General features: G+C 67.2%; 25 protein-coding genes. 7 read left to right on the top strand and 18 right to left on the bottom strand.

The genetic code is table 11. From position 1 onward, the window contains the following. Window positions 1-17: 17 nt before the first annotated feature. From L2Y94_RS16525 to L2Y94_RS16535, 3 genes are all read right to left on the bottom strand, one after another. Window positions 18-1,595 carry a hypothetical protein gene (locus L2Y94_RS16525; protein WP_247369402.1) on the bottom strand — a complete coding sequence of 526 codons (1,578 nt, stop codon included), beginning with the start codon at window positions 1,593-1,595 and terminating at the stop codon, window positions 18-20. A gap of 218 nt (window positions 1,596-1,813) precedes the next feature. Beyond that, window positions 1,814-2,911: an OmpA family protein gene (locus L2Y94_RS16530; RefSeq protein ID WP_247369404.1), complete on the bottom strand. Its 1,098-nt coding sequence runs from the start codon at window positions 2,909-2,911 to the stop codon at window positions 1,814-1,816. Between the two features lie 195 nt (window positions 2,912-3,106). Next, a complete protein-coding gene (locus L2Y94_RS16535; RefSeq protein ID WP_247369422.1) occupies window positions 3,107-4,558 on the bottom strand; it encodes a bifunctional 2-methylcitrate dehydratase/aconitate hydratase in 1,452 nt (483 codons plus the stop codon). Between the two features lie 284 nt (window positions 4,559-4,842). Here L2Y94_RS16535 and L2Y94_RS16540 point away from each other — a divergent pair, with 284 nt between their 5' ends. Beyond that, window positions 4,843-5,520: a TerC family protein gene (locus tag L2Y94_RS16540; protein WP_247369425.1), complete on the top strand. Its 678-nt coding sequence runs from the start codon at window positions 4,843-4,845 to the stop codon at window positions 5,518-5,520. A gap of 174 nt (window positions 5,521-5,694) precedes the next feature. Here L2Y94_RS16540 and L2Y94_RS16545 read toward each other — a convergent pair whose 3' ends face one another. From L2Y94_RS16545 to L2Y94_RS16570, 6 genes are all read right to left on the bottom strand, one after another. Then, a complete protein-coding gene (locus L2Y94_RS16545) occupies window positions 5,695-6,552 on the bottom strand; it encodes a hypothetical protein (protein ID WP_247369428.1) in 858 nt (285 codons plus the stop codon). Window positions 6,553-6,700: 148 nt separating this feature from the next. Further along, the gene (locus L2Y94_RS16550) at window positions 6,701-8,098 is read right to left on the bottom strand and encodes a coiled-coil domain-containing protein (RefSeq protein WP_247369430.1); all 1,398 of its coding nucleotides are present in this window, start codon (window positions 8,096-8,098) and stop codon (window positions 6,701-6,703) included. A gap of 3 nt (window positions 8,099-8,101) precedes the next feature. Continuing rightward, the gene (locus L2Y94_RS16555) at window positions 8,102-8,734 is read right to left on the bottom strand and encodes a hypothetical protein (RefSeq protein ID WP_247369433.1); all 633 of its coding nucleotides are present in this window, start codon (window positions 8,732-8,734) and stop codon (window positions 8,102-8,104) included. After that, window positions 8,731-9,420, bottom strand: a complete 690-nt coding sequence (locus L2Y94_RS16560; protein WP_247369436.1) for a C39 family peptidase — start codon at window positions 9,418-9,420, stop codon at window positions 8,731-8,733. Before L2Y94_RS16560 ends, L2Y94_RS16555 begins: the two co-directional genes overlap by 4 nt. Continuing rightward, window positions 9,417-9,761, bottom strand: a complete 345-nt coding sequence (locus L2Y94_RS16565; protein WP_247369439.1) for a hypothetical protein — start codon at window positions 9,759-9,761, stop codon at window positions 9,417-9,419. The genes L2Y94_RS16560 and L2Y94_RS16565 overlap by 4 nt, the downstream gene beginning before the upstream one ends. A gap of 95 nt (window positions 9,762-9,856) precedes the next feature. Next, the gene (locus L2Y94_RS16570) at window positions 9,857-10,777 is read right to left on the bottom strand and encodes a hypothetical protein (protein WP_247369442.1); all 921 of its coding nucleotides are present in this window, start codon (window positions 10,775-10,777) and stop codon (window positions 9,857-9,859) included. A 282-nt stretch (window positions 10,778-11,059) separates the two neighbouring features. On the opposite strand from L2Y94_RS16570, the gene L2Y94_RS16575 reads away from it, so the two are divergent. Beyond that, entirely contained in the window at window positions 11,060-13,075 is a 2,016-nt protein-coding gene (locus L2Y94_RS16575; RefSeq protein WP_247369445.1) for an NADPH-dependent 2,4-dienoyl-CoA reductase, read from the top strand. 97 nt (window positions 13,076-13,172) lie between these two features. Here the strand turns inward: L2Y94_RS16575 and prpC are convergent, their stop codons facing one another. The 4 genes from prpC to L2Y94_RS16595 form a co-directional block, all read right to left on the bottom strand. Then, window positions 13,173-14,327, bottom strand: a complete 1,155-nt coding sequence (gene prpC / locus L2Y94_RS16580) for a bifunctional 2-methylcitrate synthase/citrate synthase (protein WP_247369448.1) — start codon at window positions 14,325-14,327, stop codon at window positions 13,173-13,175. Window positions 14,328-14,337: 10 nt separating this feature from the next. After that, a complete protein-coding gene (gene prpB / locus L2Y94_RS16585) occupies window positions 14,338-15,225 on the bottom strand; it encodes a methylisocitrate lyase (RefSeq protein WP_247369450.1) in 888 nt (295 codons plus the stop codon). A 95-nt stretch (window positions 15,226-15,320) separates the two neighbouring features. After that, on the bottom strand, window positions 15,321-17,225 hold the full coding sequence (prpE, locus tag L2Y94_RS16590) for a propionate--CoA ligase (protein WP_247369453.1): 1,905 nt from the start codon (window positions 17,223-17,225) through the stop codon (window positions 15,321-15,323). A gap of 126 nt (window positions 17,226-17,351) precedes the next feature. Beyond that, complete coding sequence (locus tag L2Y94_RS16595) at window positions 17,352-18,929, bottom strand: alpha/beta hydrolase (RefSeq protein WP_247375297.1); 1,578 nt, start codon at window positions 18,927-18,929, stop codon at window positions 17,352-17,354. Between the two features lie 113 nt (window positions 18,930-19,042). On the opposite strand from L2Y94_RS16595, the gene L2Y94_RS16600 reads away from it, so the two are divergent. From L2Y94_RS16600 to L2Y94_RS16610, 3 genes are read left to right on the top strand one after another with little or no spacing between them, the layout of a single operon-like run. Continuing rightward, window positions 19,043-19,822, top strand: a complete 780-nt coding sequence (locus tag L2Y94_RS16600) for a phosphatase PAP2 family protein (RefSeq protein WP_247369455.1) — start codon at window positions 19,043-19,045, stop codon at window positions 19,820-19,822. A gap of 40 nt (window positions 19,823-19,862) precedes the next feature. After that, window positions 19,863-20,810 (top strand): diacylglycerol/lipid kinase family protein, encoded by a 948-nt coding sequence (locus L2Y94_RS16605; protein ID WP_247369458.1) that lies wholly within the window; start codon window positions 19,863-19,865, stop codon window positions 20,808-20,810. Beyond that, on the top strand, window positions 20,807-21,580 hold the full coding sequence (locus tag L2Y94_RS16610) for a metallophosphoesterase family protein (protein ID WP_247369474.1): 774 nt from the start codon (window positions 20,807-20,809) through the stop codon (window positions 21,578-21,580). Before L2Y94_RS16605 ends, L2Y94_RS16610 begins: the two co-directional genes overlap by 4 nt. 4 nt (window positions 21,581-21,584) lie before the next feature. Here the strand turns inward: L2Y94_RS16610 and L2Y94_RS16615 are convergent, their stop codons facing one another. Further along, on the bottom strand, window positions 21,585-22,388 hold the full coding sequence (locus tag L2Y94_RS16615) for an SDR family oxidoreductase (RefSeq protein ID WP_247369476.1): 804 nt from the start codon (window positions 22,386-22,388) through the stop codon (window positions 21,585-21,587). 110 nt (window positions 22,389-22,498) lie between these two features. Here L2Y94_RS16615 and L2Y94_RS16620 point away from each other — a divergent pair, with 110 nt between their 5' ends. Continuing rightward, the gene (locus tag L2Y94_RS16620; protein ID WP_247369479.1) at window positions 22,499-23,530 is read left to right on the top strand and encodes an oxidoreductase; all 1,032 of its coding nucleotides are present in this window, start codon (window positions 22,499-22,501) and stop codon (window positions 23,528-23,530) included. A gap of 50 nt (window positions 23,531-23,580) precedes the next feature. On the opposite strand, the gene L2Y94_RS16625 is transcribed toward L2Y94_RS16620, so the two are convergent. Genes L2Y94_RS16625 through L2Y94_RS16635 form a run of 4 tightly spaced genes read right to left on the bottom strand, consistent with a single transcriptional unit; the run spans window position 23,581 to window position 26,002 of the window. Next, entirely contained in the window at window positions 23,581-24,432 is an 852-nt protein-coding gene (locus L2Y94_RS16625) for a sulfurtransferase (protein ID WP_345779997.1), read from the bottom strand. Beyond that, window positions 24,432-25,037 (bottom strand): CoA pyrophosphatase, encoded by a 606-nt coding sequence (locus tag L2Y94_RS16630; RefSeq protein WP_345779998.1) that lies wholly within the window; start codon window positions 25,035-25,037, stop codon window positions 24,432-24,434. Before L2Y94_RS16630 ends, L2Y94_RS16625 begins: the two co-directional genes overlap by 1 nt. Further along, window positions 25,037-25,234 (bottom strand): DUF1289 domain-containing protein, encoded by a 198-nt coding sequence (locus tag L2Y94_RS21355; protein WP_345779999.1) that lies wholly within the window; start codon window positions 25,232-25,234, stop codon window positions 25,037-25,039. The genes L2Y94_RS16630 and L2Y94_RS21355 overlap by 1 nt, the downstream gene beginning before the upstream one ends. A gap of 48 nt (window positions 25,235-25,282) precedes the next feature. Beyond that, window positions 25,283-26,002: an FKBP-type peptidyl-prolyl cis-trans isomerase gene (locus tag L2Y94_RS16635; RefSeq protein WP_247369514.1), complete on the bottom strand. Its 720-nt coding sequence runs from the start codon at window positions 26,000-26,002 to the stop codon at window positions 25,283-25,285. Window positions 26,003-26,148: 146 nt separating this feature from the next. Here L2Y94_RS16635 and L2Y94_RS16640 point away from each other — a divergent pair, with 146 nt between their 5' ends. Beyond that, window positions 26,149-26,931 carry an enoyl-CoA hydratase/isomerase family protein gene (locus tag L2Y94_RS16640; RefSeq protein WP_247369517.1) on the top strand — a complete coding sequence of 261 codons (783 nt, stop codon included), beginning with the start codon at window positions 26,149-26,151 and terminating at the stop codon, window positions 26,929-26,931. The last annotated feature ends 45 nt before the right edge of the window (window positions 26,932-26,976 follow it).

Consider the following 26,976-nt stretch of genomic DNA (forward strand, 5'->3'; position numbering starts at 1 on the left):
GGAACGACGTCGACGGATCAGCCGCGGTGGGAAGACATCGACAACCCCCACAACACCACCGCCAACGCGCCGTACGCCGCGACGAACTGCCACACCAGCACCCGCTGCCCCGCTTCCAGCATCCACGGCAGGTAGACCGTGCCCACGGGATCCACCGAATGGATGATTCCGAACAACGTCAGCACGCCGCCCAGGGCCACGATCCCCGCCGCCTTGCGCACGTGCCCGTCGATCATCGCCACCACGAAACTCGCCCAGACCATCGAGGTGATGATGAAACCGTTGCCGAGGATAGCGATCACCGCCATCGCGGACACGCCGTGGCTGTCGTCCGCATACAACGTGGCGAAACGCGCCGGGTCGACGATGGACGGATCGCCCAGCTTGATCGCCAGCATGCGCGCGATGGCGGGGAAGAAACTGAAGACCACCGCGCCGGCATACCGCAGCGGCGTGGCCTCGAAGGCTTGCGTGGTGATGCCGATGGACACGAAGACGAGGATCGGCGCCAGCACCGCGACGGGCAGCAGTTCGACGAGATTGGAGAGATAGCCGAATACGCCGCCCAGGCCGATCACCAGGCCGGTGACCAGCGTATAGCCGGTCCGCGCGCCCATCGCCTTGTAGGCGGGCTGGCCGATGTACGGCGTGGTCTGCGCCACGCCGCCACAGAATCCCGCGACGAGGGTCGCCAAGGCCTCCACCAGCAGGATGTCGCGCGTGGGGTAATCGTCGCCGGCGGCGCGGGCGCTCTCGGTGACGTTGATGCCGCCGACCACCATCAGCAGGCCGAAGGGCAGGATCAGCGGCAGATAGGGCACGGTGGCGGACAAGCCGTCGACGAAGCCCAGCGTGGGCCACGGGAAGCCGATGCGCCATTGCCACGCGGCGGGCGCGTGATAACCGCTACCCAGCAGCCCGATCGGCCCCAGCCCGTAATAGAGCAGCACGCCGACGAAAAACGCGCCGAGTACCCCCGGCAGGCCGAAGGGCAACCGACGCTTCGCGACGAGCGCGTAGAGCACGACGCCCAGGCCCGCGAAGCCGACCACCGGCACGCGCATGATTTCCACCAGCGGCAGGAAACCCATGAGTACCAGCGCGATGCCCGCAATGGACCCCAGCAGCCCCGCACGCGGCACGGATCGTTGCACCCAGGCCCCGGCGAACGACAGAACGAACTTGAGCACCCCCATTACCACGAGCGACGCCATGCCCAGGCGCCACGTCGCCTCGCCCGCCGACAGGGCATCCATCCCGGCCCGCCGGTAAGCGGCGAACGCCGGGCCGAGCACCAGCAGGGCCATGCCGATGCTGGTCGGGGCATCCAGACCGAGCGGCATGGCGGTGACGTCGTCGCGCCCGGTGCGGTGGGCCAAACGCCGGGCCATCCACGTATAGGCCAGGTTGCCGAGCAGCACGCCCAGGGCGGTGCCGGGAAACATCCGCCGGAACACGATATCGGCCGGCACGCCGAAGATGCCGACGAGCGCCGTGGCGAGGAAGGCCAGGATCGACAGGTTGTCGACCACGAGGCCGAGCACGCCGTTGAGGTCGCCGCCGGTGAAGCGGCGGCGTGGGAGGGTTGCTGCCATTCGGGAGTCCTTGAACGGACGTCCATGCGTCCGTGAGCACAGCCTACACTGCCCAGAACCCCATCGCGGAGAGGGTCCGCTCCCGCCCCCCGATAGCAAGCTCTCTTGCCGGAGGGTGAGGGCGGACCCTGTCCGCGAATCCTACGAAGCGTCGAATCACTAAAAAAAGAGCCCGGCTTTCGCCGGGCTCCTTTCTGTAGCTACCGATGCTGCGCGGATTACTGCTGAACCTGCAGTTCCGTGCGACGGTTGCGAGCGCGGCCTTCGGCCGTGTCGTTGGTGTCGATCGGGTTGTTCTCACCGTGGCCGATCGGGCCTTCCAGGCGGTCGGCGGTGATGCCGTGCGAGGTCAGGTAGTCGTACACGATCTTGGCGCGACGCTCGGACAGACCCTGGTTGTAGGCATCCTTACCGACGCTGTCGGTGTAGCCGGCAACCGTGACCTTGACCTGCGGGTAGCGCTGCAGGGTATCGACAGCCTGGTCAAGCACGCCCAGCGACTCGCTGGTCGGCTCCTGCAGGGTCGGGCCGATGTTCGTCTCGCCCTTCTTCGGACGGTCGAACTTGAAGTTGACGCCGCGCAGGTCGATGACGACCTTCTGCGGGCAACCATCCGGGCCGACGATCGTGCCGGAAGGCGTACCCGGGCACTTGTCGTCGCAATCGTTCACGCCGTCGCCATCGCTGTCGAGCGTGGAGCAGTCCGGCTGGGCCGGAGCAGCGGCCGGGGCCGGGGCCGGAGCGGCCGGCGGCTCACCGAAGCGCGACACGATCGAGAAGCCCAGGAACCAGTCGCCGTAGCCGTTCTCGCTGCGGGTGGTCTTGTCGTCCCAGTCGTAGCGGTACCCGGCTTCCACGCGGAAGTCCGAGCTGTCGGTGATGGTCTTGGACACGCCGACGCCGAGTTCGGCGGCCGGGGACCAGCCGTTGTCCGACGGGTTGTGGTGGTACGAACCCATCACACCGGCGAGCAGGTACGGACGCCAGCTGTCCCACGCACCGGCGTAGAAGCGAGCGGCAACGCCGTAGCTGTTGTTGGCCCAGTGGCCGACGCCGTCGTTATCGCGCTTGGTGCGATCGGCGAAGATGTCGATCGAAGCGTTGTTGGAAATGAACTTACCGAAGCCCAGGCCGTAGTAGACCTGGCGGCTGTTCGTGTTGCGATCGGTGTCGTTGTAGTAACCGCCAACCGTCGGGGCGATGTACCAGCGGCCGTCGTAGCCGTTACCCGCCGTGTCGGCGGATTCCTGCGCGTGAACGGCACCCACGCCGCCCAGGGCCAAACCAATCAGCAAAAACAAGCCCTTACGTTTCATCGGTGTCTCCTCATTATTGGTATTCGCGTCCGCGCTCCACCCCAGACGGAAATCGCGCGTAGAACTCTGTCGAATCCGGGGACTTCGGCCGTCCCTCGCTTTTAAACCCCTTCAACGGGCGGCGGCAGTTTAGCAAAAATCAAACAATTGGGGCACTGCCGCCGAACGTCGTTCATACTTGAGTCACGGCCATTATCAAGCCGTGAAGAGCGTCATGAACTCGTGAATGGGCATGGCATCAAGCTTTTCCGGCACGGACGTGACGGCGAGCACCTTTTCCACGCGCTCGGCGGGCCACTCGGCGCGCAGGGCGGACTCGAACTTTTTCAGCAGCACGGGAATGCCCTCGGCGCGGCGCTTGCGGTGGCCGATGGGGAAATCGATGGAGACCTTTTCCGTGCTGGAACCGTCCTTGAAGAACACCTGCACCGAATTGCCGATGTAGCGCTTTTCGGGATCGAAATAATCCTTGGTGAACTGCGGGTTCTCGACGACGGTCATTTTCTCGCGGAGGGCGTCGATGCGCGGATCGGCGGCCACGTCGTCGTTGTAGTCGTCGGCGGTGAGGCGGCCGAAAATCAACGGCACCGCCACCATGTACTGGATGCAGTGGTCACGGTCGGCGTAGTTGGCCAGCGGGCCGGTCTTGTCGATGATGCGCACGCCCGCTTCCTGGGTCTCGATGACGATCTTCTCGATCTCGTCGATGCGCGAGCCCACCTGGGCGTGCAACTGCATGGCGCACTCCACCGCGGTCTGGGCGTGGAACTCGGCCGGGAAGCTGATCTTGAAGAGCACGTTCTCCATCACGTAGCTGCCGAACGGGCGCTCGAACTGGAACGCGTTGCCCTTGAAGGCCACGTCGTAGAAGCCCCAGGTCTTGGCCGTCAAGGCCGACGGATAGCCCACCACGTTGCGGTAGACGGCGTTGATGGCGTGGGTGACGGCGCGGCGGCAGGCGTCGCCGGCGGCCCAGCTCTTGCGCGGACCGGTGTTCGGCGCGTGGCGGTAGGTGCGCAGGGCGCCGTTGTCGATCCAGCTGTGCGACACGGCCGTGGTGATCTGGTCCTTGTCGCCGCCCAGCATGGCCGTGGTGACCGCCGTGGAGGCCAGGCGCACCAGGATCACGTGGTCCTGGCCGACGCGGTTGAAGCTGTTCTTCAGGGCGTAGCAGCCCTGGATCTCGTGGGCCTTGATCGCGTAGCCCAGCACGTCGCGCACGGTCAGGGGCTTGCCGCCTTCCTTTTCCGCCTTGCGCGAGAGGTAGTCGGCCACCGAGAGGATGGCGCCGAGGTTGTCCGACGGATGGCCCCATTCGGCGGCCAGCCAGGTGTCGTTGAAGTCGAGGTAGCGGATCTGGGTGCCGATGGCGAAGGCGGCCTGGACCGGATCGAGCTCGTGCGAGGTGAACGGCACGCGGGTGCCGCCGGCCAGCGTGGCCCCCGGCACGACCGGGCCCAGGTGCTTCACGCAATCGGGAAACTTCATGGCCAGCGCGGAGCAGGCCAGCGAGTCCAGGAGCATGTAGCGCGCGGTGTCGTAGGCTTCCTGCGAGTCGATCTGGTAGTCGGCCACGTAGTTGGCGATGTCCACCAGCGGCTGGTCCGGGTCGGGACGCGTGGCGGAACGGATGTCGTGTGCGCTCATGGACTTCTCGTGAGGGGGTTGGGAAAGCCGCCGATTTTAACCGCTGCCCCCCGGGCCGTCTTGCCGCGCCGCAGCTGAAGCACCACAATGCCGGCCACTACAACCCAAAGGGGAGTAGTTCCGCGGGGCGCTGCGCCCCGTGCGCGACGATCGTCAATACGGGCGCCCCACGCGTCCCGGTCGTCGCGGCGGCTTCGCGCCGGGAACGAGACTTTTGCGGTGAACGACGGGCGCGCGTACCCGTCGCTCGCCGCATTCGTCCTCGAAGCGCGCGAAGGATGCCCATGGATTTCCTCACCCCCGAATTCTTCTCCGGCTTGGCCGCCATCATCCTGCTCGACCTCGTGCTGGCCGGCGACAACGCCATCGTGATCGCGCTGGCGGCCCGCAACCTGCCGCGGAATCTCCAGAAGAAGGCCGTGTTCTGGGGCACCTTCGGCGCCATCGCCCTGCGCGTGGCCCTCACCTTCGCGGTGATCTGGCTGCTGAAGCTGCCCGGCCTGATGCTGGCCGGTGGCCTGCTCCTGCTGCCCATCGCCTGGAAGCTGCTCAAGCACGAGGAACACGATCCGAACGTAAGCGCGGCCTCGAGCTTCTGGTCGGCCATCCGGACGATCGTGGTGGCCGATGCCCTGATGGGCCTGGACAACGTGCTGGCGATCGCCGGCGCGGCCAAGGGCCACATGGGCCTGGTGGTGCTGGGCCTGGCCATCAGCGTGCCGCTGGTGGTGTGGGGCTCCACCCTCATCCTGCGGCTGATCGAGCGTTTCCCGGTGATCGTCTACGTCGGCGCCGGCGCCATCGCCTGGACGGCGGCGCGGATGATCGCGCACGACCACCTCACGGCGTCGTGGTTCGACGCGCGGCCGTGGGCGGCGTGGGTGCTGGATGCGGTGCTGGTGCTGGCGGTGTGTGGCGGGGGCTGGCTGGTGGCGCGGCGTACGCGCGGCAACGCTTCGTAGGAGGCCGGAGACGCCGGGCTCCTGTCTTCGCAGGAACGACGTGAGGTTATTTTCCAGTGACGGTACATCTTGCCGCTCGTCGTTCCTGCGAAGGCAGGAACCCAGCGCCTCGCTTCCGAGGAAGCGACAGACGCTCCAACGAAAAAGGCCGCCCGAAGGCGGCCTTTCCCATCATCAGAACCGGAAGCGGACGTAGGCCGCCGGTCCGTTGAGCTTCATGTCCAGGTCGAGGTCGTAGTTACGCTTGTCCTGGTGCAGGCGGATCTTCGTGTACGCGTACTCGGCACCGAAGCCGACGTTCTGCCACGGGAACCACTCCACGCCCAGCGCGGCGTCCCAGATGTGGCCGTTGAGGGTGCCGCCGTTCTTCTTCACGCCTGAGGCGTTGAAGTACATGCGCCACTGGTCGTTGAACGCATGGCGCCAGCCGATCTGCAGGTTGGGTGCCCATGCGTTGGTGCTGCCCGACGCGCCGTCGGTCTCGGTCTGGCCCATCGCCGTGATCGTACCGTTGATGCCGTAACGCACCTTGTAGTAGGCCGCGCCGATGCCGAGGCCGAACACGTCGTCGCCGGTACCGAACCACCACTTGTACGCGGCGCTGCCGAAGGTGAACTTGAGGTTGCCCTTGACGTAGGCATCCGCGGCGATCGGCTGGCCGAGGAAGTTGATCTGCTCGGAGAGGCTCTTCGAATGCGAGCGATCCACTTGGTAGTAGTCGAAGGTGAAGCCTTGGTGCTCGCCGATGAGGAAATCCAGGCGGGCGCGCGGCACGGTCTTGTGCTTCTTGAAGTCGAGGTCGTCTTCGAGATTCACGTCGCCGGTGGTGTTGAGGAAGCCGGTCTTGGCGCCGATGGTGGTGTCGTTGTTGGTGTAGTAACCACCCACCCAAAGGCTGATGTTATCCAGCGCGCGCGATTGAGACTTCTTGTCTGAGCTGTCCTGCGCATGTGCCGCGGCACCGAAGACAGCCAATGAGGCAAGGGCCAGACCCGTGGTGACCTTGCCGTAACGATGTGGACGAGTGCGCATGAGAACTCCCTGCTTAAGATTTCGTATCGGTGATGTATCGAACCCCGAGCGAAATCTTAATGAGGGATGATGTGTGCATGACGTGCAGGGGAACCCGCGCGTGTTTGAAACGCGTTCATGTGCGCGTCGGTGAAAGCCTTGTGAATGCCTAAAGTGTGATGGGCAACCTCACCGTGACCGTCGTATCGGGCGTATCGCGCGTGACGCCCACGCCGAGCGTCACGTTCAGCGTTTCCTTCTCGTTGAAGCGATAGGAGCCGCCGATGAGCAACGAACCCAGCGTGGCCCGCGCCGAACCCGGCAAGGGCCTGTCGTTCTGCTTCGTGCGACCGACGAACGCCTGGTCGTAACCGATACTGATGGACGCTTTCTCGTTCAGTGAAAGCCCCATGCCGATGCTGATATCGGCGATGTCGCCCGCTTTCACGTCGCCGAGGAACTGCTTGCCGGCCAGGAGCACGTTTCGGCTGACGTTCTTGCGTTCGAAGTTGTGCAGGTAACTGAAGTTGCCGAAGAACACCACCGGGTCGGATGGATACAGCCACGTCAGGCCCAGTTGCGCGGAATAGAATCCCGAACCCGTGGGACTGCGCAACGGCAATCCGGTGCCCGTGAAGTTCTCCACGCAGCGCGTGACGCAATCGCTGGTCACCTCGAACGGATCGCGGCCGGTGCGGGACTTGGCGCGGAACCAGCCCACGTAATAGGGCTTGTCGGCGCCGCCGTCGTTGAGCTGGTAGCGCAACGTGGCCTCGATGTCGCCCAGTCCCTTGCCGCTGGTGGTGAACAGGCTGTCCTGCGCCGTGCCGGTGAAGATCTCGCGGCTGATCGTGTCGGTGTGCACGTCGACATAGGGCACGCGCACTTCCAGTTCCATGCGGTTGGTGAGGCCGTAGCGGAAAGCCACCGCGCCGGTCTGCGTCGTGGTCTTGACCTGGCGCACGTCGACCAGGCCGATGAGGATGGCGGGAATCACGGTGTAACCCACCAGCGTGACGCGATCGCTCGACGAATAGCCGTATTGGTACGACGGTTCCACGATGAGCTTGCCGCGTGGCGTGAGCACGCCGGGCTGGTCGAAGATGGGCGCGACTTCCGGCGGACGCTCGTCCTGCGCGGGCCGCCTGCCCACCGGCTGCGACGCGACCACGGGTTGCGCGACGGGCGCCGTCGGCGCGCCGGGTGCGGGCGTCGACGGCGGCGCCTGGTCCTGGGGTGGCGAGGACTGCGCACCGGCGACGCCGCCAGGCACGCCGGTCGCGCGCGCGTCGTCGAGCGTCGACAGGCCTACCGCCTTGCGCAATTCGGCGTACTGCCGCTCCTGCGCCGCCAGGTCGCGTTTCATCTGCTCGAGCTCGGCCAGTTGTTCGGCCATGCGCGTGCGCATCGCATCGATCCGTCGCCCCTGCGCTTCGACCCTGTCACGCAATTCCGGGCCGGCCGGAGCCTCCTGCGCCAGGCATGCGCCGATCCACATCGGCAACACCGCGAGCGACAGCGCGCCCATGCGTTTGCTTGCCTGCATCACCCTGCCATTGGGATACATGCGTCAATTCCCCCGAAACTGGATCACCGCGTTCCTTACCGATTCGTCGATGCGCATCCCCTGCAGGAAGCTCGACGTATTGACGGATGCGTCGATCGTGGTGGTGGCCGTGATGGCCTGGTTGTCCAGCGCGTTCTGCAGGACCAGGCCCGGAACGGATGAGGCGGGAAGCGTCGCCGTGGTGACGCCGCTCGAGGGCGAGGCGGCGACGGCTTGTCCCGCGGCCGCCGCCTGCGACGCCGTCGATACGGCGTTGACCGTCACCGGCGCCGTGGCGGCCTGCGCGACCGCCGGGGCCTGCGCGGCGCTCGCGGCCGCATCGCTGACGATCCCGCCGGGGCCGTTGGTCACCACGGTGGTACGCAGCGCGGCAGCCAGGGCATTGGCCTGGTCGATGCTCATCCTCGCCACGTCGGGAATCTTCACCGAGGTGCGGATCGCCTCCACGCCGTTGACCAGCACGGTGCGTTCCAGGGCGAACGACGCGCGCAGGTCGTCCCCCAGGTCGAAGCCGCCACGGATCGTATCCAGCCTCGCATCGGGCAGCGCATGGGCCACGGGAAAGCTCGCGGCGAACGTCATGCCGCTCGTGCCGCACGCGATGGCCGCGACGACCAGCAATCGTCGAATGTTCATATGTCCCCCGGTCCGCGCTTGGGCATCACGATGGGGCCGAGGCCGTTGCGTTCGATGCCCTCGGAAATCGGTGCCGCGGGTGCGACCGCCCAGTCGCGCGGACTGTTGAAGATGGCGCGGTCGCGTTCGTTGTGGATGACGAAGACGATGTGGTTCTTCCACATGTCGTCGAAGCGTCGCTTCGACATGGAACGCGTGCCGCGGGCGGGATCGCCTATCAGCACGCGGCCGTTCTTGTAGCCCTTCACCACCACGAAATGGTGGTAGCCGCGCTCGTCGATCAGCACGATGGCGGGAACGCCCTCGTCGCTGAGCTTTTCCAGCGACACCTCGAAACCGTCGGCCTCGAAGCCGCGGGCGGCGAGGAAGCGCTTGATGTCGAGCAGCGAAAACCCTTCGGTATTGATCTTCCGACGGTCCCCGTTCGCGTACATCATGTCGAATGCCGCTTGCTCGTCGACGGGATACGCGTACTGGTAGGTCAACAGGGTGGCCACCGCCGCCGAGCCGCAGCTGAAGTCGTACTTCTGCCGGATGGTGTTGCGGAAACGGGCCTCCTTGAGGCTCGTCATCTTCACCGGATACGACGTGCCGGGACTGGTCTGCACCTCCGCCCTGTTCGCCGAGGCGCACGGGCTTGCCAGCACCAGCGCCGTCAGCGTCATGAGGGCGAGCGGCGACTTCACGGATTCATCCGCAGGTTGACGATCGTGTTGTTCTGGATGAGGACGTTGTTGCCGGAGTTCTGGATCGTGGTCGACAGGCCGGCCGAGTTGCCGAAGGCGTTGTCGCCGACGAAATTGCCTCCGCTGTAGGTGTTGCGCGCGGTGTTGTCGGTCACCGTGCCGTTGCTTTCCTGCGTGGTGATGTTGTTGACGTGGGTATCCGTACCGCCCGTCATGGTCTGCAGTCTTTCGACCGGCGTGGCCGCGCCGAACGACGACGGGGACCGCGCGGCCTGGGCCACGGCCGCCGTCGACACGACGAACAGCATCGACGCGACGAGCGCAGCGTGGGGGGTGTACATCCGCATCGCTATTCTCCTGGAGGTGGGGAATCCCCTCGGGAAGCACGGGACGCGGCGAGCGCGTCCCGTGCCTTCGTCACTCAACGAGCCTTCGGTTACGGCGCGCCGCCGACGCTCAGGTTGGCCTGGACGTTGACGCTCTGCTGGATCAGCCCGTTCGCGCCGCTGTTCGCCGCGAAGTTGCCGACGCCGGCCAGCGCCGAGCCCGCGCTGCCCATGTCGTTGGCCATGCTGAAATCGCCCGTGGCGACCGAGTTGGAGCCGCCGTTGCCGCCGGAGCCACCCGCACCGCCCGAACCCGCGCCGCCCGTGCCGTCGCCACCGCTGGCGCCCGCGCCGCCGGCACCCGACATGGCCGTCGCCGTACCGCCCGCACCGCCCGTCGAGCTTCCGCCCGTGGAGGTCGGCGAGGAGTCGCCGGAGGTCGAGGTCGCGCCCGTGCTGGCCGACGCGCCGCCGGTGCTGGCGGTCGATCCGCCCGTGGCCGAATCGGCACCCGCGCCGCGTGCGTTGGCCCGTCCGCCGGGTCCGGAGGCGTTGCCGCCGTCGCCGCTGGTGTCGCCACCCCAGGCCATGGACGCGCCGTAGGCGCCGCCGCTCTCGGTGGACGAGTCGCCGCCGACCGCGCCGCGCGCCGTCGTACGGCCGCTGTTGCCGCCGTCGCCGCCGCTTCCACCGCGGCCGTTGCCGCCCCAGCCTTCACCGCCGGAACCGCCGCGCGCACCGTTGGCGCTGCCCAGGTTAACGGCGACATTGCCGAGGCTGATGGTGTTGTTTCCCGACACGGTGCCGTTCAACGTGCTCGTCGCCACCGCGTTGGTGGTGTTGAACGAGCTCGTGTTGGTGGTCATCGTGGTGTTGGTGTGGGTGGAACTGTCGTTGAAGCTGTCGGCATAGGCCTGTGACCTGCGCTGTGCCGAGGGACCGGCGCCGCCGGTCTGGGTGTCGTCGGCCATGGCCGGCAGGGCGAATCCGATAGCGAAGCAGATCGCCGTGGCGATGAGGGTCTTGCGCATGGGAGAGTCTCCTGTTCTTGATTCGAAAACCGCGGTGTGTTCGAACGCCCGAGTCGCCCTGCCAACGCATCAGGCGAGTGAATCGAGCAAGGAGCGTGCCTTGGGCTCGAATGGGGGCTGAAACCGCGACGCGTCGCGGTTTGTGGCCCGGCCTACACGCGGCGCTCACGCACGGCGTGTAAATCCGCCGATACATCGCGTTTCGCCCCTGCTGCGCCGGCCCTTGCCCCGGCGGGCGCTTACCCGGATCATTCGAACGGTCGTTTGAACCGGACTTCTTTCGTGGCCTACCCGCACCTGCTCGCCCCGCTCGACCTCGGCTTCACCACCCTGCGCAACCGCGTGCTCATGGGGTCGATGCATACCGGCCTGGAAGACAAGGCCGCCGATTTCGACAAGCTGGCGGCGTTCTACGCCGAGCGAGCCCGCGGCGGCGTCGGCCTGATCGTGACCGGCGGCATCGCGCCCAACCTGCGCGGCTGGCTCAAGCCGATGTCGGGCACGATGTCGATGCCCTGGCACGTCGCACGCCACCGCAAGGTCACGCGTGCCGTGCATGCGGAGGGCGGGAAGATCTGCATGCAGATCCTCCACGCGGGCCGCTACGGTTATCACCCGCTCTCGGTGGCGCCATCGCGGATCAAATCGCCGATCACGCCGTTCACCCCGCGCGCCCTCGGCGCGCGCGGCGTCGAGCGCACCATCGATGCCTTCGTGCGCAGCGCGAAGCTGGCCCGCGACGCCGGTTACGACGGCGTGGAGGTCATGGGCTCGGAGGGCTATCTCATCAACCAGTTCCTCACCGCGCGCACCAACCGCCGCGGCGACCGCTGGGGTGGTTCGGCCGAGAACCGCATGCGCTTTCCCGTGGAAATCGTGCGGCGCATGCGCGAGGCCGTCGGCCGCGACTTCATCATCGTCTACCGTCTCTCCATGCTCGACCTCGTGGACGATGCCCAGCCCTGGGACGACATCGTCACGCTGGCGAAGAAGATCGAAGCCGCCGGCACCACGATCATCAATACCGGCATCGGCTGGCACGAGGCGCGCGTGCCCACCATCGTCACCAGCGTGCCGCGCGGCGCGTTCACCTGGGTGACCCGGCGCATGAAGGGCGAGGTCGGCATCCCGCTGGTCACCACCAACCGCATCAACATGCCCGACGTGGCCGAACGCATCCTCGCCGGCGGGGATGCCGACATGGTGTCGATGGCCCGCCCGCTGCTGGCCGATCCCGAGTGGGTGAACAAGGCCAAGGCGGATACGCCGGCCGCCATCAACACCTGCATCGCCTGCAACCAGGCCTGCCTCGACCACGTGTTCGAGAACCGTCGCGCCACCTGCCTGGTGAATCCGCGGGCATGCTACGAAACGGAACTGATCATCAAGCCCACCACCGCGAAGAAGCGCATCGCCGTGGTGGGGGCGGGCCCGGCGGGACTGGCCGCGTCCACCACGCTGGCCGAACGCGGGCACGCGGTGACGCTGTTCGACCGCGCGACCGAGATCGGCGGCCAGTTCAACATGGCCAAGCGCATCCCCGGCAAGGAAGAATTCCACGAGGCGCTTCGCTACTTCCGCCATCGCCTCGATGCCACGGGCGTGGACGTGCGACTGGGTACCGAAGCCACGGCCGACGCCCTCGCGTCGGGCTTCGACACGGTGATCCTCGCCAGTGGCGTGACGCCACGCGGCATCGCCATCGAGGGCGCCGACCACGCCAAGGTGATCTCATACGTCGACGTGCTTCAGAAAGACGTCGCCGTCGGTCCGCGCGTGGCGATCGTCGGTGCGGGAGGCATCGGCTTCGACGTGGCCGAATTCCTCACCGAGGGCGCGCCCTCCCCCACCACCGATCTCGCCCGCTGGACGAAGGAATGGGGCGTGGACATGAACATGACGGTACCCGGTGGGCTGATGCCCGCGCAGCCGGAGAAACCGGAACGTCAGGTATGGCTGCTGCAGCGCACGGAAGGCCGCCCGGGCGCACGGCTGAACAAGACCTCCGGCTGGGTGCATCGCGCGACGCTGAAGAACAAGAAGGTCGCCATGCTCGGCGGCGTGACCTACCGGCGCGTGGACGATGAGGGCCTGCATGTGGTGATCGACGGCAAGCCGCAGGTGCTTCCGGTGGATCACGTGGTGGTCTGCGCGGGGCAGGAGCCGAATCGCGACCTGCACGAGGCGCTGGTGGCGAAGGGCGTGGACGTGCGACTGGTCGGCGGCGCCGACGTGGCGGCGGAGCTGGATGCGAAGCGGGCGATCGACAAAGCGACGCGGCTGGCGGCTTCGCTCTGACTCGCGGCCTATCGCGGAAAGGGTCCGCTCCCACCCGTCGGTAGCGACGTTGCTACCGACGGGTGGGAGCGGACCCTGTCCGCGATTCAAGGCCGCTTCAACGCTTCTCGATCGGCGTATACGACTGGTCTTCCGGCCCGGTGTAATTCGCGCTCGGGCGGATGATCTTGCCGTCCTGGCGCTGCTCGATCACGTGCGCGCTCCAGCCCGACGTACGGGCGATCACGAACAGCGGCGTGAACATCGCCGTCGGCACGCCCATCATGTGATAGGCCGAGGCCGAGTACCAGTCGAGGTTGGGGAACATCTTCTTCTGTTCCCACATCAGTTTCTCGATCTTCTCCGACACCTCGAACAGGCGCGGGTTGCCGCCTTCGGTGCAGAGCTTGCGCGAGATCTCCTTGATGATCTCGTTGCGCGGATCGGACACGGTGTACACCGGATGGCCGAAGCCGATGATGATTTCCTTGCGCTCCACGCGCGCGCGGATGTCGGCTTCCGCCTCGGCCGCGTCGCGGTAGCGCGCGATGATCTCCATCGCCACTTCGTTGGCGCCGCCATGCTTGGGGCCGCGCAGCGCACCGATGGCGCCGGTGATGCACGAATACAGGTCCGAACCGGTACCGGCGATGACGCGGGCCGCGAAGGTGCTGGCGTTGAACTCGTGTTCGGCGTAGAGCACCAGCGAACGGTCGAGCGAATGCGAATGCAGTTCGCTGGGCTTCTTGCCGTGCAGCAGGTGCAGGAAATGGCCGGCGATGGACTCGTCGTCGGTTTCGGTCTCGATGCGCTTGCCGTTGTGGCTGTAGTGATACCAGTACAGCAACATCGAGCCGAAGCTCGCCATCATGCGGTCGGCGATGTCGCGCGCGCCGGTGGCATTGTGGTCTTCCTTCTCCGGCAGCACGGTGCCCAGCATCGAGGCGCCGGTACGCAGCACGTCCATCGGATGCGTGGCGGCGGGCAGCAGCTCCAGCGCGCCCTTCACCGGCGCGGGCAGGCCGCGCAGGCGCTTGAGCTTGGCGCGGTAGGCGTTGAGTTCCATCCAGTTGGGCAGTACGCCGTGCACGAGCAGGTAGGCCACTTCCTCGAACGAGCCCTTGGCGGCGAGATCGTGGATGTCGTAACCGCGATAATGGAGGTCGTTGCCGCTGCGGCCGACCGTGCACAGCGCGGTGTTGCCGGCGGCCACGCCCGACAGGGCGACCGACTTCTTCGCCTTCGGCGCGGTCTGGGTGGTGGTGTCGCTCATCGTGAACTCCTTAACCCTTCTTGGAGAAAAGCGCGTCGAGACGACGCTCGTAGTCGTGGTAGCCGATGCGGTCGTACAGCTCCTCGCGCGTCTGCATCGTGTCGATGACGTTGCGCTGGTGACCGTCGCGGCGGATGGCGGTGTAGACGTTCTCGGCGGCCTTGTTCATGGCGCGGAACGCGGACAGGGGATACAGCACGATGCCCACGCCGACGCCGCCGAGTTCCTCGGTGCTGAACAGCGGGGTCTGGCCGAACTCGGTGATATTGGCGAGCACCGGGACGCTCAACGCATCGGTGAAGCGCTTGTAGGTGGGCAGGTCGTACGCGGCTTCGGCGAAGATCGCGTCGGCACCGGCGTCCACGCAGGCGATGGCGCGTTCGATGGCGGCGTCGACCCCGTCCACCGCGATGGCGTCGGTGCGGGCGATGAGGAAGAAGTCCGGGTCGGTCTTGGCGTCGGCCGCGGCCTTGACGCGGTCGGCCATTTCACCGGCGCTGACGATTTCCTTGCCGGGGCGATGGCCGCAGCGCTTGGCGCCCACCTGGTCTTCGATGTGGCAAGCGGCGGCACCGAACTTGATGAGGCTCTTCACCGTGCGCGCGATGTTGAACGCGCTGGGGCCGAAGCCGGTGTCGATATCCACCATCAGCGGCAGGTCGCACACGTCGGTGATGCGGCGCACGTCGGTGAGCACGTCGTCGAGGGTGTTGATGCCCAGGTCGGGCAGGCCCAGCGAACCGGCCGCGACGCCGCCGCCGGAGAGATAGATGGCGCGGAATCCCGCGCGCTTGGCCAGCAGGGCATGGTTGGCGTTGATCGCGCCGATCACCTGCAAGGGCTTCTCGGCCGCCAGCGCGGCGCGGAAACGCGCGCCGGGCGAGGGTTGCTGTGCCATGGAACTCTCCGCGTAAAGGGGAGCATTTTAGCGCGGGGACGTGTTCAAGCCTTGTTGCGGTGCGGCTAAACCGAATCGCGGACAGGGTCCGCGATTCAGGCCCGCCGTGCGCCACAGTGCGGGCCACGCACCAGGACACGCCTGATCTCTTCCAGCGCCCCCGGATCGTCCAGCGTCGACAGATCCCCCGGATCGCTCCCCTGCACCAGGGCCTGCAACGAGCGCCGCAACAACTTGCCGGAGCGGGTCTTGGGCAAGGCGGCCACCACGTACACGCAGGCCGGCCTCGCCAGGCCGCCGAGCAGTTCCACCACCCGTCGCTCCATCGCATGCGCGACGTCCACCGGATGATCGGCGACACCCTGCCTCAGCGTGGCGAAGACCACCGGCACCTGCCCCTTCAGTTCGTCGGCCACGCCGACCACCGCCACCTCGGCGACCGCCCCCAGCGTCGCCACCGATTCCTCGATCTCGCGCGTGCCCAGCCGATGGCCCGCCACGTTGATGACGTCGTCGGTGCGCCCGAGGATGAACACGTAGCCGTCGGCGTCGCGCACGGCCCAATCCAGCGAGCTGTACAACAGCTCCTTGAAGTGCCCGAAGTAGCTGCGCACGTAGCGTTCGTCGTCGCGCCAGATCGTGCCGAGGCAACCCGGCGGCAGCGGCGGCTCGATCACCAGCACGCCCTTCTCGCCGGGTGCCTTGTCCTCACCCGTGGCCTCGTCGATCACGCGCATGCGGTACCCGAACGTGGGAAAGCCGGGCGAGCCGGGTTTCACCGGCTTCAGGTCGAGGCCCGGCATGAGCGACAGTGCGGGCCAGCCGGTCTCGGTCTGCCAGTAATTGTCGATCACCGTCTTGCCCGTGCCCTGGGTGAGCCAGTCGTAGGTGGGCCGGTCGAGCGGCTCGCCCGCGACGAAGATCCACTTCAGCGCGGAGAGGTCGTGCTTTTTCAGCCAGGCCTCGTCCTGCTTCTTCAGGATGCGCAGGGCGGTGGGCGAGGAAAACATCGTGCGCGCGCCGTAGGTCTCGCACAGCCGCCACCAGATGCCCGGATCGGGGTGGGTGGGCAGGCCCTCGTAGAGGATCGCCGTGCAGCCGCCGATGAGCGGTCCGTAGACGTTGTACGAGTGGCCCACCGCCCAGCCCACGTCGGACGTGCACAGGATGGTCTGGCCCGGCGGGAGGTCGAAGATCGCCGTCATCGACAACGCCAGCGCCACGGCGTAACCGCCGACGTCGCGTTGCACGCCCTTGGGCCGCCCCGTGGTGCCCGAGGTGTACAGGAGGTAGCTGGGTTCGTTCGACTCCAGCCACACGATCGGCACGGTCGCATCGAGGTGGCGTTCGCGCAGCGACGCGTAGTCGACATCGCGTCCGGGCCTCGTTTTCATGCCGGGATCGAGCCCACGGTCGACGATCAGCACATGCGGCGGCGGGCAGCGGCTTTCGTCCAACGCGGCGTCCACCAGCGGCTTGTACGGAATGACCTTGCCACCGCGCATGCCGGCGTCGGCGCAGACCAGTAGCTTCGGTTCGGCGTCGTCGATGCGCAGGGCGAGGTTGTGTGCGGCGAACCCGCCGAACACCACGGAATGGATGGCGCCGATGCGCGCGCAGGCCAGCATGGCGAACACCGCTTCGGCGACGTTGGGCAGGTAGATCACCACGCGATCGCCCTTGCCCACCCCCAGTTCCACCAGCGTGGCGGCGAAGGCGTTCACCTCGCGGTGCAGTTCGCGGTAGCTGATCTCGCGGGTGACGTTCGTCTCGGTCGAGACGGCCACGATGGCGAGCTGGTCGCCGCGCACCCGAAGGTGGCGGTCGACGGCGTTGTGGCAGAGGTTCGTCGTGCCGCCGACGAACCATCGCCGGAAAGGCGGATTGGCGTCGTCGAGGATCGTACGAGGCGGCGTATGCCAGTCGATGAGCGTCGCCTGTTCGGCCCAGAAGGCCTCGGGCTCGTCGACCGACCGGCGCCAGGTTTCCTCGTAGCCCATCGCGCACCTCCCGTGAATGTCGAAAGGGTATGGCAGGGAGCTTTGAACCGCCTTGCCACTTTGGTCGAAGCCGCCGATGGAATCGCTGGGAGAAGGGGTGGGAGCGGACCGTGTCCGCTCCCACGGTTATTTCCTGCCCTGCCCCGGCCGCGCCACCTCGTACATCTCCCACGCGATTTTCTTCAGCAACGCCTGCCGATCGTCGCCCTCGAGGTAGAGATCGAAGTGCGTGCGCCCTGGAATGAAGCGGATATCGCTCTTCGCATGCAGACCATCGAGCGTGTCTTTGAGAAGTTTCGCAGGCCCATCGAGGTAGAAGGTGTCGGCCGTGCCCACGATGAGGTGGATCTTGCCGTCCAGGTCGGGCTTCAGCTCGGGCCAGTGCGTGCGAAGCCGCTGGGCGATGTCGAAGTGATCGCGCCAGTAGGTGGCCACGGCCGGATCCACCGCGCCGGTGTCGCGGTTGAACATCGGCTGGGGACGGCCGTCCTGGCCGCGCGGCGAGAACACCCATTCGAACGACGCGAGCTGGCCGCCGTAGGGGCCGATCACGCGCTCCATCTTCGCGAAGGTCTCGAAGGTGGCGATGACCTTCCCCTTGTCGCGTACCAGCGGATTCACGGTGCCGTCGGCCTTCTTGTAGGCATTGGCGCCGTTCGCGTAGAGATCGATGCCGGTGAAGTCGTGGAAGTCGCTGGGATCGGGCGACGTCGACCAGGTTCCGCCGAACACCTTCGGGTAACGCGTCTGCAACCACAGCGTCGCCCATCCGCCGGAGGAATGCCCGTTGAGGAAGCGGCCGTTCGGCTTGCCGTCCATGCGGTAGCGGCCCTCCAGCCAGGGAATGTATTCGGTGGTGAGCGCCTGGCCCCACGGGCCGTTGTTCACCGAATCGGCGAACTCGTGCGTGCCGGTGGGGCCCGACTCGTCGAGCAGCACCCATATCATCGGAGGCATGTCCTTGTTCTTCATCGCCGACCACACCGTGGCGATGGTGCCCGCGTAACGGTCGAAGCTGCCGCCGAAACCGTGGGTGACGTAGACGGTGGGATAACGCGTCGAGCCCTTCGCGTCGTAACCGGGCGGCGTCACCACCCATGCGCGGATCGACAGCGGATGGCCGGCGAAGGCGGTGAGCGCGGGGCTCTGCATGATTTCGGCATGCGCATGCCCGCGGGCTTCGGGCAGCGCGTCGCGAACCGCTTGCGGCGCCGAGGGCGGCAACTGCCACGGATCGCGCGCGGGCACCACGTGGTTCAGCTTCAGCGTGGGCAACGCGCCGCCCGGCGTCAGCTTCACCGGCACCACGTCGCTCATCACGTCGCCCTCGTGGCGACCGAGGTAGTTGTAGTCGTGGCCGACGTCGAGGACGGCCTGCACGAGGTAGTCGCCGGGAGGCAGCGCGGAGAAGCCTTCCGGGAACGCTTCGCCGTCGGCGTCGATATCCAGCGACTGGCCGGGCGCGATCCAGCTGACGTCGCGCGCGGCGATGGACACGGCCTTCGGCTGGAAGGGGTTGGTATCCACGGCATCCACCTTGCCGTCCTTCGCGGCCTTGCGGGCGGCATCGGCCTGCGTGGCGAACAGCAGCAGCCGCCCCGAGGTGGCCTGGATGCCGGTACCGTCGAGCGTCACGCGGACGATGCGATGCGCCAGCGGCGCGTCGTCGGCGTGGAGGCACAAGGGCGCGGCGAGCAAGCCCATCGCCAGGGCGGTACGGGACAGCGAACGCTTCATCGAGGTAACCCCTTCATGGGCCGCGAATGCCGCGGCGTGGCAACATCGCCGCATCGTGCCACGAGATGAGGAGCCGCGTATTGGACGCCGAGTGGATCAGCACCCATGCCCTGTCCCTTTGGGCCGCGCTGCTCGCCGTGGCGCTGTTGGGCGCGGACCTGGCCTGGCGACGCGCCGTTCGCCGGCGCGAGGGCCTGGACCCCGCATCGCGAGGCTTCCTTCGTCCGGCCACGGCGCTGGCGGTGGTCGCCGCCACGTGCCTGCTCGCCACGGCCGTGGCGATCCAGGTGCGCGACCGGGCCGGCCTGACCGTTTTCGACGCCAGTCTCGCCAGCGACCTGCGCGCGAACATGCCCGTGCCGGTGCTTCGGGTCGTGGCGACGGTGACGCACGCAGGCGATCCCCTGGTGGTGGGCGCCGGCACGCTGCTGGTCTTCATCGCGCTGCTCGTCCGCCGGCACCATCGCCTGGCCGGCGCCTGGATCACCACCCTGGTGGGTACCGCGTTGATCAACAGTGGCCTGAAAGCCATCTTCCAGCGTGAACGGCCGCTCCACGACCACGGCTTCGTGGTCGAACACAGCTTCAGCTTTCCCAGCGGGCACGCCTCGGGCTCGATGGTGTTCTACGGCATGCTCGCCTACGTGCTGCTGGTGCTCAGCCCACCGCGCGCGCATCGCGTCATCGTGCTGGCTGCCGTGGCGACGATCACCGTGGTGGGCATCTCGCGCATCCTCCTTCAGGTTCATTACTTCAGCGACGTCCTGGCGGGCTACGCGACCGGGCTGGGCTGGCTCACCCTCTGCGCCGGCAGTGCGGAATACCTCCGCCTGCGCGAAGGGCGCAAGGCGCTGACGTAATTTCATGCGGCCATGACGCCCACGATGGTCTCGTTGCGCCATGCCGAACGACCTGCCGCTCTCCATCGTCATGAACGCCGGATCGGGACGCCGAGACGCGGCGGAAACCCGTGACGCCATCCGTACGCTGCTCGACGCGGCGGGGCGGCCCCATCGTTTTTTCCTCATCGAAGAGAACGACGATCCGCTCGACGTGATCAGGGAGGCCACGGCCCATGCGAAGGAGGTGGGCGGCGCCCTGGTCGCCGCCGGGGGCGACGGCACGATCAACGGCGTGGCCGGTGCCGCATGGCGCGAGCAGCTGCCGCTCGGCGTGCTGCCGCAAGGTACCTTCAACTTCTTCGGTCGCACGCACGGGATCTCGGCCGATACGCACGAAGCCGTGGGCGCCCTGCTCGCGGGCACGCCGCGCAACGTGCAGGCGGGCATGGTCAACGACCGGTTGTTCCTGGTGAACGCGAGCCTGGGCCTCTACCCGCAGGTGCTCGAAGATCGCGAGGCCTGGAAGCAGCGCCTCGGCCGCCATCGCATCGTGGCGTTGTGGTCGGGGCTGGCGACGATGCTGCGTGGTTATCGCCCGCTTCGCATCGAGGTCGGTGACGGCGAGCGCACGCGACAGCTGCGCACGCCCACGCTGTTCGTGGGCAACAACGCGCTGCAACTGGAAAAGATCGGCCTGCCCGAGGCCGCCGACGTATGGCGCAACGACGGCACGCTGGCCGGCCTCGTGCTTCGCCCCATCGGCCGGCTCACGATGCTGGGCATCATCCTGCGCGGCGCCCTGGGTAAGCTCGGCGACGCGGAGAACGCCGTGAGCTTTCCGTTTCGCGAGATCACCGTGAGCCCGAAACACCATCGCCGGAAAATGAAGGTGGCCGTGGACGGCGAGATCTTCTGGCAGGATCCGCCCATCGTGTTCCGCGCCGCGCCGCGCCCCCTCGTGCTCATCTCCTCCGGCGAGCGGCAACCCGGGGAGGACCCGGGTTGAGCGTCGTCGTACAGATTTCCGATACGCATTTCGGTACCGAGCGGCCTGACGTGGTCGACGCGCTGCACGTGGCCATCGGCACGCTGAGGCCCGATCTGGTGATTCTCTCGGGCGACGTGACGCAGCGCGCCCGGCGAGCGCAGTTCGACGCGGCGCGCCGGTTCATCGACGGCTACGCCAGGCCGACGCTGGCCGTTCCCGGAAACCACGACGTCCCACTTTTCAACCTGCTGGCCCGCGCCGTCGATCCGTTCGGCGGCTACCGGCGCGTGTTCGGTCGCGAACTCGAACCGGTGCACGATGCCGGCGACCTGCTCGTGATCGGCGTCAACACCGTGCGCCCGACGCGACACAAGAACGGCGAAGTCTCGCCGGCGCAGATCGACCGCGTATCGAAGCGCCTTCGGCAAGCACGCGGCACGCAGTTGCGCATCGTCGTTACCCACCAGCCCGTGCACGTGATCCGCGAGAAGGACGTCGCCAACCTGCTGATCAACCATGAAGCCGCCGTGGACGCGTGGAACGCCGCCGGCGCCGACCTCGTCCTCGGCGGCCACATCCACCTGCCCTACGTGCGACAGCTACGCGAAGGCACATGGTCGGTACAGGCGGGTACGGCGCTATCCCATCGCATTCGCGACGGGATCAGCAATTCGTTCCATGTGATGCGGCATGAGGCGACGCAGGTCGAAGTGGAACAATGGAACTATGCGGAAGGGGAGAAAGCGTTCCGCGCGCATTCGCGGACGTTGATTCCGCTGCTTCGTTGAACCATCACACATAACGCATCCGCCTCGCCATGCCGCCATCGACGGTGAAGTTCTCTCCCGTGATGAATCCCGCCTGCGACGACAGCAGGAACACCGCCAAAGCCCCGATATCCGGTGGGAGGCCGACGCGCCCCACCGGATGCTGCGCGTGATCGGCCGCCGACAGCTTCGGTTTCTTGCGCTGCGACGGCTTCTTCCACTCGTCCACCACGATCCATCCCGGATTGATCGCGTTGACCCGCACCGGGCCCGCGCTGACCGCCAGCGCATGCGTGAACGCGACGATCCCACCCTTGCTCGCGGCGTAGGCTTCCGTGTTCGGTTCCGACTGGTGCGCTCGGGAAGACGACACGTTCACGATGGCGCCGTTGGCCTTCTTCAACTCAGGCAACGCATGCTTGGAGCAGAGAAACGTGCCGCCGAGGTTGGTGTCGATACGGCGTTTCCATTCCGCCCAGTCGAGATCCTCCAGCGGTCCGTTCTCCGGCCCGGCGATGCCCGCGTTGTTCACCAGCCCGTCGATGCGGCCGAAGCGGCGCCGGGCCGCCGCCACGAAGCGCCTGACGCTGGTTTCCTTAGACACGTCGAGCACGGCGAACGACGCGCGGTCGCCCACGTCCCATTCGTCGAGGCAGGCCTTTCCCGCCTCGGCGTCGAGATCGCCGATCGCCACGCTGCCGCCCGCCGCGAGCACCGCCTCGGCGATACCCCTGCCGATGCCTTGCGCGCCGCCGGTCACCAGGATCACCTTGCCGGGCCATTCGCTCACGATGGACGGAACGGGGGACGCGTTCTTGGGGGAAACCATGTCGTAGTCCTCGATGGAGACGGAAAGCCCGATCCTAAAAGCCCGAACCTAAACGAAACGCTCAGGCGGTCCGCGCTAGGCTTGACGCCATGTCCACTCGTGGAGCCACCATGCAACCGATATCCACCGGCCTCATCGGCTACGGCACGGCGGGCGCGTTCTTCCATGCGCCCCTCATCGCCGCCTCGGGCGGTCTTCACCTGGCGGCCATCGGCAGCCGTCGCCGCGAGGACATCCAGCGCGACTTTCCCGAAGCGAGGGCCTATGACGATCCCCGCGACTTGGTCGCCGATCCGTCGATCGAGCTGGTGGTGATCGCCACGCCGAACGAAAGCCACGCCAGCCTGGCGCGCGCCGCGCTCGAGGCGGGCAAGCACGTGGTGGTCGATAAGCCTTTCACCCTCGAGGCCGCCGAGGCCGAGGCGCTGATCGCGCTGGCCGAGCGGAAGGGCCGCAAGCTGTCGGTGTTCCAGAACCGCCGCTGGGACAACGATTTCCTCACCGTGCGGCGCCTGGTGGAAGACGGCCGTCTCGGCGAGGTGGCCTACTACGAAGCACACTTCGACCGGTTCCGCCCCGAGATCAAGCCGGGCTGGCGCGAGACCGAAGCCGCGGGCGCCGGGCTGCTCTACGACCTCGGCTCGCACCTGATCGACCAGGCGCTCGTGCTGTTCGGCCTGCCTCGTGCCATCACGGCCGATCTCGCGCGCCAGCGGGCCGCGGCGCGCGCCGACGATTATTTTCATCTCGTGCTCGACTACGGGCGCCGCCGCGCGGTGTTGCACGCCTCGGTACTCGTGCGCGATCCCGGCCCGCGCTATCTCGTGCATGGCGACGGGGGGAGTTTCGTCAAATACGGCATCGACGGGCAGGAGGCCGCCTTGCGCGAAGGTCGACGCCCCGGCGGCGAAGGCTGGGGTGAGGACGATCCGGCGTCGTTCGGTCGCTTCACCGACGTGGACGGCAGCGTGCGCACCATCGATACGCTGCCCGGCCGGTACACGGCGTATTACGAAGGCGTGGCGGCGGCGATCCGTGACAATGCGCCCGTGCCGGTGAATCCGCGCGAGGCACGCGACGTGATCCGGGTGATCGAGGCGGCGCAGGTGTCGGCGCGTGAGAAGCGCACGGTGACGCTGTAGCCGGTTTTCGCCGCACCCTCCATCGCGGACCCTGTCCGCGATGGAACGTGTCAGCCCGCCCCGGTCGAGACGGGTCGCGAGCGATCGCTCACCCACCCCGACCACGACGGCGCATACAGCCGCGAACCGCAAAGCCCCGCGTACTCCATCGCCAGCAGGTTATGCGCCGCGGTCACGCCCGAGCCGCACATGTGCACGGTCTTGTCCGGCGGATGCGAACCGATCGCCTTCTCGAACTGACGACGCAGTTCTTCGGGCGCACGGAAGCATCCATCCTTCAGGTTCTCGGCGAACGGACGATTGCGCGCGCCCGGCACGTGACCCGCCACCGGATCGAGCGGCTCCACCTCCCCGCGATAACGCTCTCCCGCACGCGCATCGAGAAGCACGATGCTCTTGTCTTCGAGCCCCTGTGCGAGCGCTTCGGCCGACACGGTGCCTGCGGCATCGAAACACGCCCGCACGGAGGTTGGCGCGCGCTCGGGCATCTTCGCTTCCACCGGCTTGCCCGCTTTCAGCCATGCCTGCCAGCCACCGTCGAGCACGGCCACGTTGTCCAGCCCCGCCAGGCGTGCCAGCCACCAGAAACGCGCGGCGGCGAGCGCGCCACCGGCGGCATCGTAGGCCACGACCTGAAGCTCACGGCGAAAACCGATGCGCGAGAGAAACGCTTCGAACGCGGCGCGTTCGGGCAGCGGATGCCGTCCACGCCCGTTCGACGGCGTGGCCATGTCGGAAAGGTCGCGATCCAGGTCCGCGCGTACCGCGCCGGGCACATGGCCCTCGGCGTAATCGCGATCGCCCTTGCCCGGATCGGCGAGATCGAATCGGCAATCGACGAAAAGCACCTGCGCCGCGGGAAGCGTCGCGGCGGTATCCACATCGATGACAGTGCGTGACATCAGCATGGTCGACCCATCCGCTTGATGAGGTTGAGCAGGATGGCCGCCGTCACGCCCCAGATGCGATAACCCGCGTGGAGGAACTCGACCATGTCGCGGCGATGGCCGCGGAAATCCATCGTATACCGGCGCAGGTTCGCCGGCTCCAGGAAAAACCCGAACGGCACTTCGAACACCTCGGCCACCTCTCCGGGATCGGGCTTGAGCACGGCGTCGGCGGCCACGCGCGCCACCACGGGCGTGACCGAGTAGCCGCTGATCGTCTCGAACGCCTCGAGGTAACCCAGCGGCGTGACGAAGCCGGCGTCGAGGCCGATTTCCTCATGGCTTTCGCGCAGGGCGGTGGCGACGGCATCGTGGTCGTGCGGTTCCACGCGGCCGCCGGGAAAGGCGACCTGACCGGCATGCTGCTGGAGGGTATCGGTGCGCAGGGTGAGCAGTACGTTCTGCTCACGGTCGTCGCGAATGCCGATGAGTACCGCGGCGCGACGACGCGGCCCGTCGCCGATCAGCTCGGCCATGTCGTCGTGGTTCCAGCCGCGCGGCCCGGGCGGTGCTTCCAGCGGCAACAAGGCGCCATGCAGGCGGGCAAGCATCTCGTCCATCAGCCGGCCTGCCGGTTCGGCAGTACTTCGTCCATGATCCACAGCTTCTGGCTGTCGTCGAGCCGCGACCAGCCCGCGATCTCGTCGAGCGTGCGCAGGCAGCCTTCGCACAGGCCGCGCGCGCCGATGCGGCACACTCCCGTGCAGGGCGTCAGGGGAAGCTGAGAGGAGGAGGCGGTGACCATACCGCCCATCATTCTAGCGCGCCGGCGACCCGGCCGCCGATCGGCCGGTCACCGGACGGCCTAGCGGACATCCATCAGTTCGATTTCGAACACCAGCGCCTCGTTGGGCCCGATGCGCGGCAACTCGCCACGCTCGCCGTAGGCCAGGGCCGGCGGGATCACCACCTTCCACTTGTCGCCCACGTGCATGCGGGGGATGACGTCCTGCCAACCCGGAATGACGCGATTGACCGTGAAGGTGACCGGCTTGCCGTGGGCGTAGGAACTGTCGAACTCCGTGCCGTCGATGAGCGCGCCGCGGTAGTTCACCACCACGGTGCTGGTGAGCTGCGCCTGTGCGCCGTTGCCCTTGCTGATCACGGCGTACTGGATGCCCGAGGGCAACGTCACCACGCCCGGGCGCGTGCGGTTGCTGGCGAGGAAATCGGCGCTGCGCTTGGCGTTGGCGGCAGCGACGCGACGGAATTCCACCATCGAATCGCGCTGCACCTTCGCGTCGAAGTTGACCAGTTGCTGCTGCATGGTGTCGATGGGCACGCCGGGCGGCCGCTTCGCATAACCGTCCTGGAGTGCCTTCACGAGTACGGAAATGTCGACGTCGGGCTGCGCGCTGTTGGCGAACTGCGTACCGATCTGATAGCCGATGGCGTAGGAAAGCTTGGCCTTGTCGATGGCCGGTGCGCCGGACACCGGCGCGGCGGGCGCCGACTGCGCATGCGCCAGCGCGCTGCCCAGGCAGAGCGACGCGGCGACGATGGCAAGGTAACGCGAGCGTGACATCCCGTTCTCCGTGGATCCGGACGTTCTGGCGTGGCTGAGGATAGTCCATCCGCCTCTCGCCCGCCCAATGGCCTTCAGACGCCACCCAGGGGGTAAAGGTTCCCCTGCTACCATCGCCGTCTTCATCCCATCGCCAGGACCGTACCATGGCTTTCCGCAACGTCAGCACCTCCGATCGCGGCGCCGTCCGCACCATCGTCGTCAACCGACCCGACAAGCTCAATGCGCTCAACCGCGAGACCATCGGTGAATTGACCCTGGCTTTTCGCCAGGCCGCGCAGGACGATGCGGTGCGCGTGGTGGTACTGGCCGGTGCGGGCGAGAAGGCCTTCGTGGCCGGCGCCGACATCTCCGAGATGACCGCCTGGTCCCCGGTGAAGGCCCAGGCCGCTTCGCGTGCCGGCCAGGAACTGATGCTCACGGTGGAGCGTCTCGGCAAGCCGGTGATCGCCCGGATCCAGGGCTACGCCCTCGGCGGCGGCATGGAACTGGCGATGGCCTGTCACTTGCGCGTGGCCAGCGAGAAGGCGAAGTTCGGCCAGCCCGAGATCGGCCTCGGCCTTATCCCCGGCTTTGGCGGCACGCAGCGCCTCACGCGCCTCACCGGTCGTGGCGCGGCGCTGGAATTGTGCCTGCTCGGCCAGCAGATCGACGCCGCGCGCGCGGAACGCCTGGGCGTGGTGACGCACGTGGTGCCCGCCGACGAACTCGATGCCGCCGTGGACGCCATGGCCGACCAGCTCGCGGCCGCCGCGCCGCTGGCGCTCAAGGGCATTCTCGACGCGGTGATCGAGGGCGGCGAATGCGCCATCGACCAGGGCCTCGCCTTCGAGACGCAGGGCTTCGCCATCGCGTTCTCCACCGAAGACATGCGCGAAGGCACCACGGCGTTCCTGGAACGCCGCAAGCCTGCCTTCAAGGGCGCGTAAAACCGACGCCCGAACGGTAGAAGGAGCGGGAGAACCACCTTACCG

It is taken from the genome of Luteibacter aegosomatis (assembly GCF_023078455.1).
GTDB classification, from domain to species: domain Bacteria; phylum Pseudomonadota; class Gammaproteobacteria; order Xanthomonadales; family Rhodanobacteraceae; genus Luteibacter; species Luteibacter aegosomatis.

Coding starts and splice junctions, on each gene's coding strand:
- L2Y94_RS16525 (WP_247369402.1), bottom strand. CDS start 1,595: ATGGCAGCAACCCTCCCACGCCGCCGCTTCACCGGCGGCGACCTCAAC.
- L2Y94_RS16530 (WP_247369404.1), bottom strand. CDS start 2,911: ATGAAACGTAAGGGCTTGTTTTTGCTGATTGGTTTGGCCCTGGGCGGC.
- L2Y94_RS16535 (WP_247369422.1), bottom strand. CDS start 4,558: ATGAGCGCACACGACATCCGTTCCGCCACGCGTCCCGACCCGGACCAG.
- L2Y94_RS16540 (WP_247369425.1), top strand. CDS start 4,843: ATGGATTTCCTCACCCCCGAATTCTTCTCCGGCTTGGCCGCCATCATC.
- L2Y94_RS16545 (WP_247369428.1), bottom strand. CDS start 6,552: ATGCGCACTCGTCCACATCGTTACGGCAAGGTCACCACGGGTCTGGCC.
- L2Y94_RS16550 (WP_247369430.1), bottom strand. CDS start 8,098: ATGTATCCCAATGGCAGGGTGATGCAGGCAAGCAAACGCATGGGCGCG.
- L2Y94_RS16555 (WP_247369433.1), bottom strand. CDS start 8,734: ATGAACATTCGACGATTGCTGGTCGTCGCGGCCATCGCGTGCGGCACG.
- L2Y94_RS16565 (WP_247369439.1), bottom strand. CDS start 9,761: ATGTACACCCCCCACGCTGCGCTCGTCGCGTCGATGCTGTTCGTCGTG.
- L2Y94_RS16570 (WP_247369442.1), bottom strand. CDS start 10,777: ATGCGCAAGACCCTCATCGCCACGGCGATCTGCTTCGCTATCGGATTC.
- prpC (WP_247369448.1), bottom strand. CDS start 14,327: ATGAGCGACACCACCACCCAGACCGCGCCGAAGGCGAAGAAGTCGGTC.
- prpB (WP_247369450.1), bottom strand. CDS start 15,225: ATGGCACAGCAACCCTCGCCCGGCGCGCGTTTCCGCGCCGCGCTGGCG.
- prpE (WP_247369453.1), bottom strand. CDS start 17,225: ATGGGCTACGAGGAAACCTGGCGCCGGTCGGTCGACGAGCCCGAGGCC.
- L2Y94_RS16595 (WP_247375297.1), bottom strand. CDS start 18,929: ATGGGCTTGCTCGCCGCGCCCTTGTGCCTCCACGCCGACGACGCGCCG.
- L2Y94_RS16605 (WP_247369458.1), top strand. CDS start 19,863: ATGCCGAACGACCTGCCGCTCTCCATCGTCATGAACGCCGGATCGGGA.
- L2Y94_RS16615 (WP_247369476.1), bottom strand. CDS start 22,388: ATGGTTTCCCCCAAGAACGCGTCCCCCGTTCCGTCCATCGTGAGCGAA.
- L2Y94_RS16620 (WP_247369479.1), top strand. CDS start 22,499: ATGCAACCGATATCCACCGGCCTCATCGGCTACGGCACGGCGGGCGCG.
- L2Y94_RS16625 (WP_345779997.1), bottom strand. CDS start 24,432: ATGTCACGCACTGTCATCGATGTGGATACCGCCGCGACGCTTCCCGCG.
- L2Y94_RS16630 (WP_345779998.1), bottom strand. CDS start 25,037: ATGGACGAGATGCTTGCCCGCCTGCATGGCGCCTTGTTGCCGCTGGAA.
- L2Y94_RS21355 (WP_345779999.1), bottom strand. CDS start 25,234: ATGATGGGCGGTATGGTCACCGCCTCCTCCTCTCAGCTTCCCCTGACG.
- L2Y94_RS16635 (WP_247369514.1), bottom strand. CDS start 26,002: ATGTCACGCTCGCGTTACCTTGCCATCGTCGCCGCGTCGCTCTGCCTG.
- L2Y94_RS16640 (WP_247369517.1), top strand. CDS start 26,149: ATGGCTTTCCGCAACGTCAGCACCTCCGATCGCGGCGCCGTCCGCACC.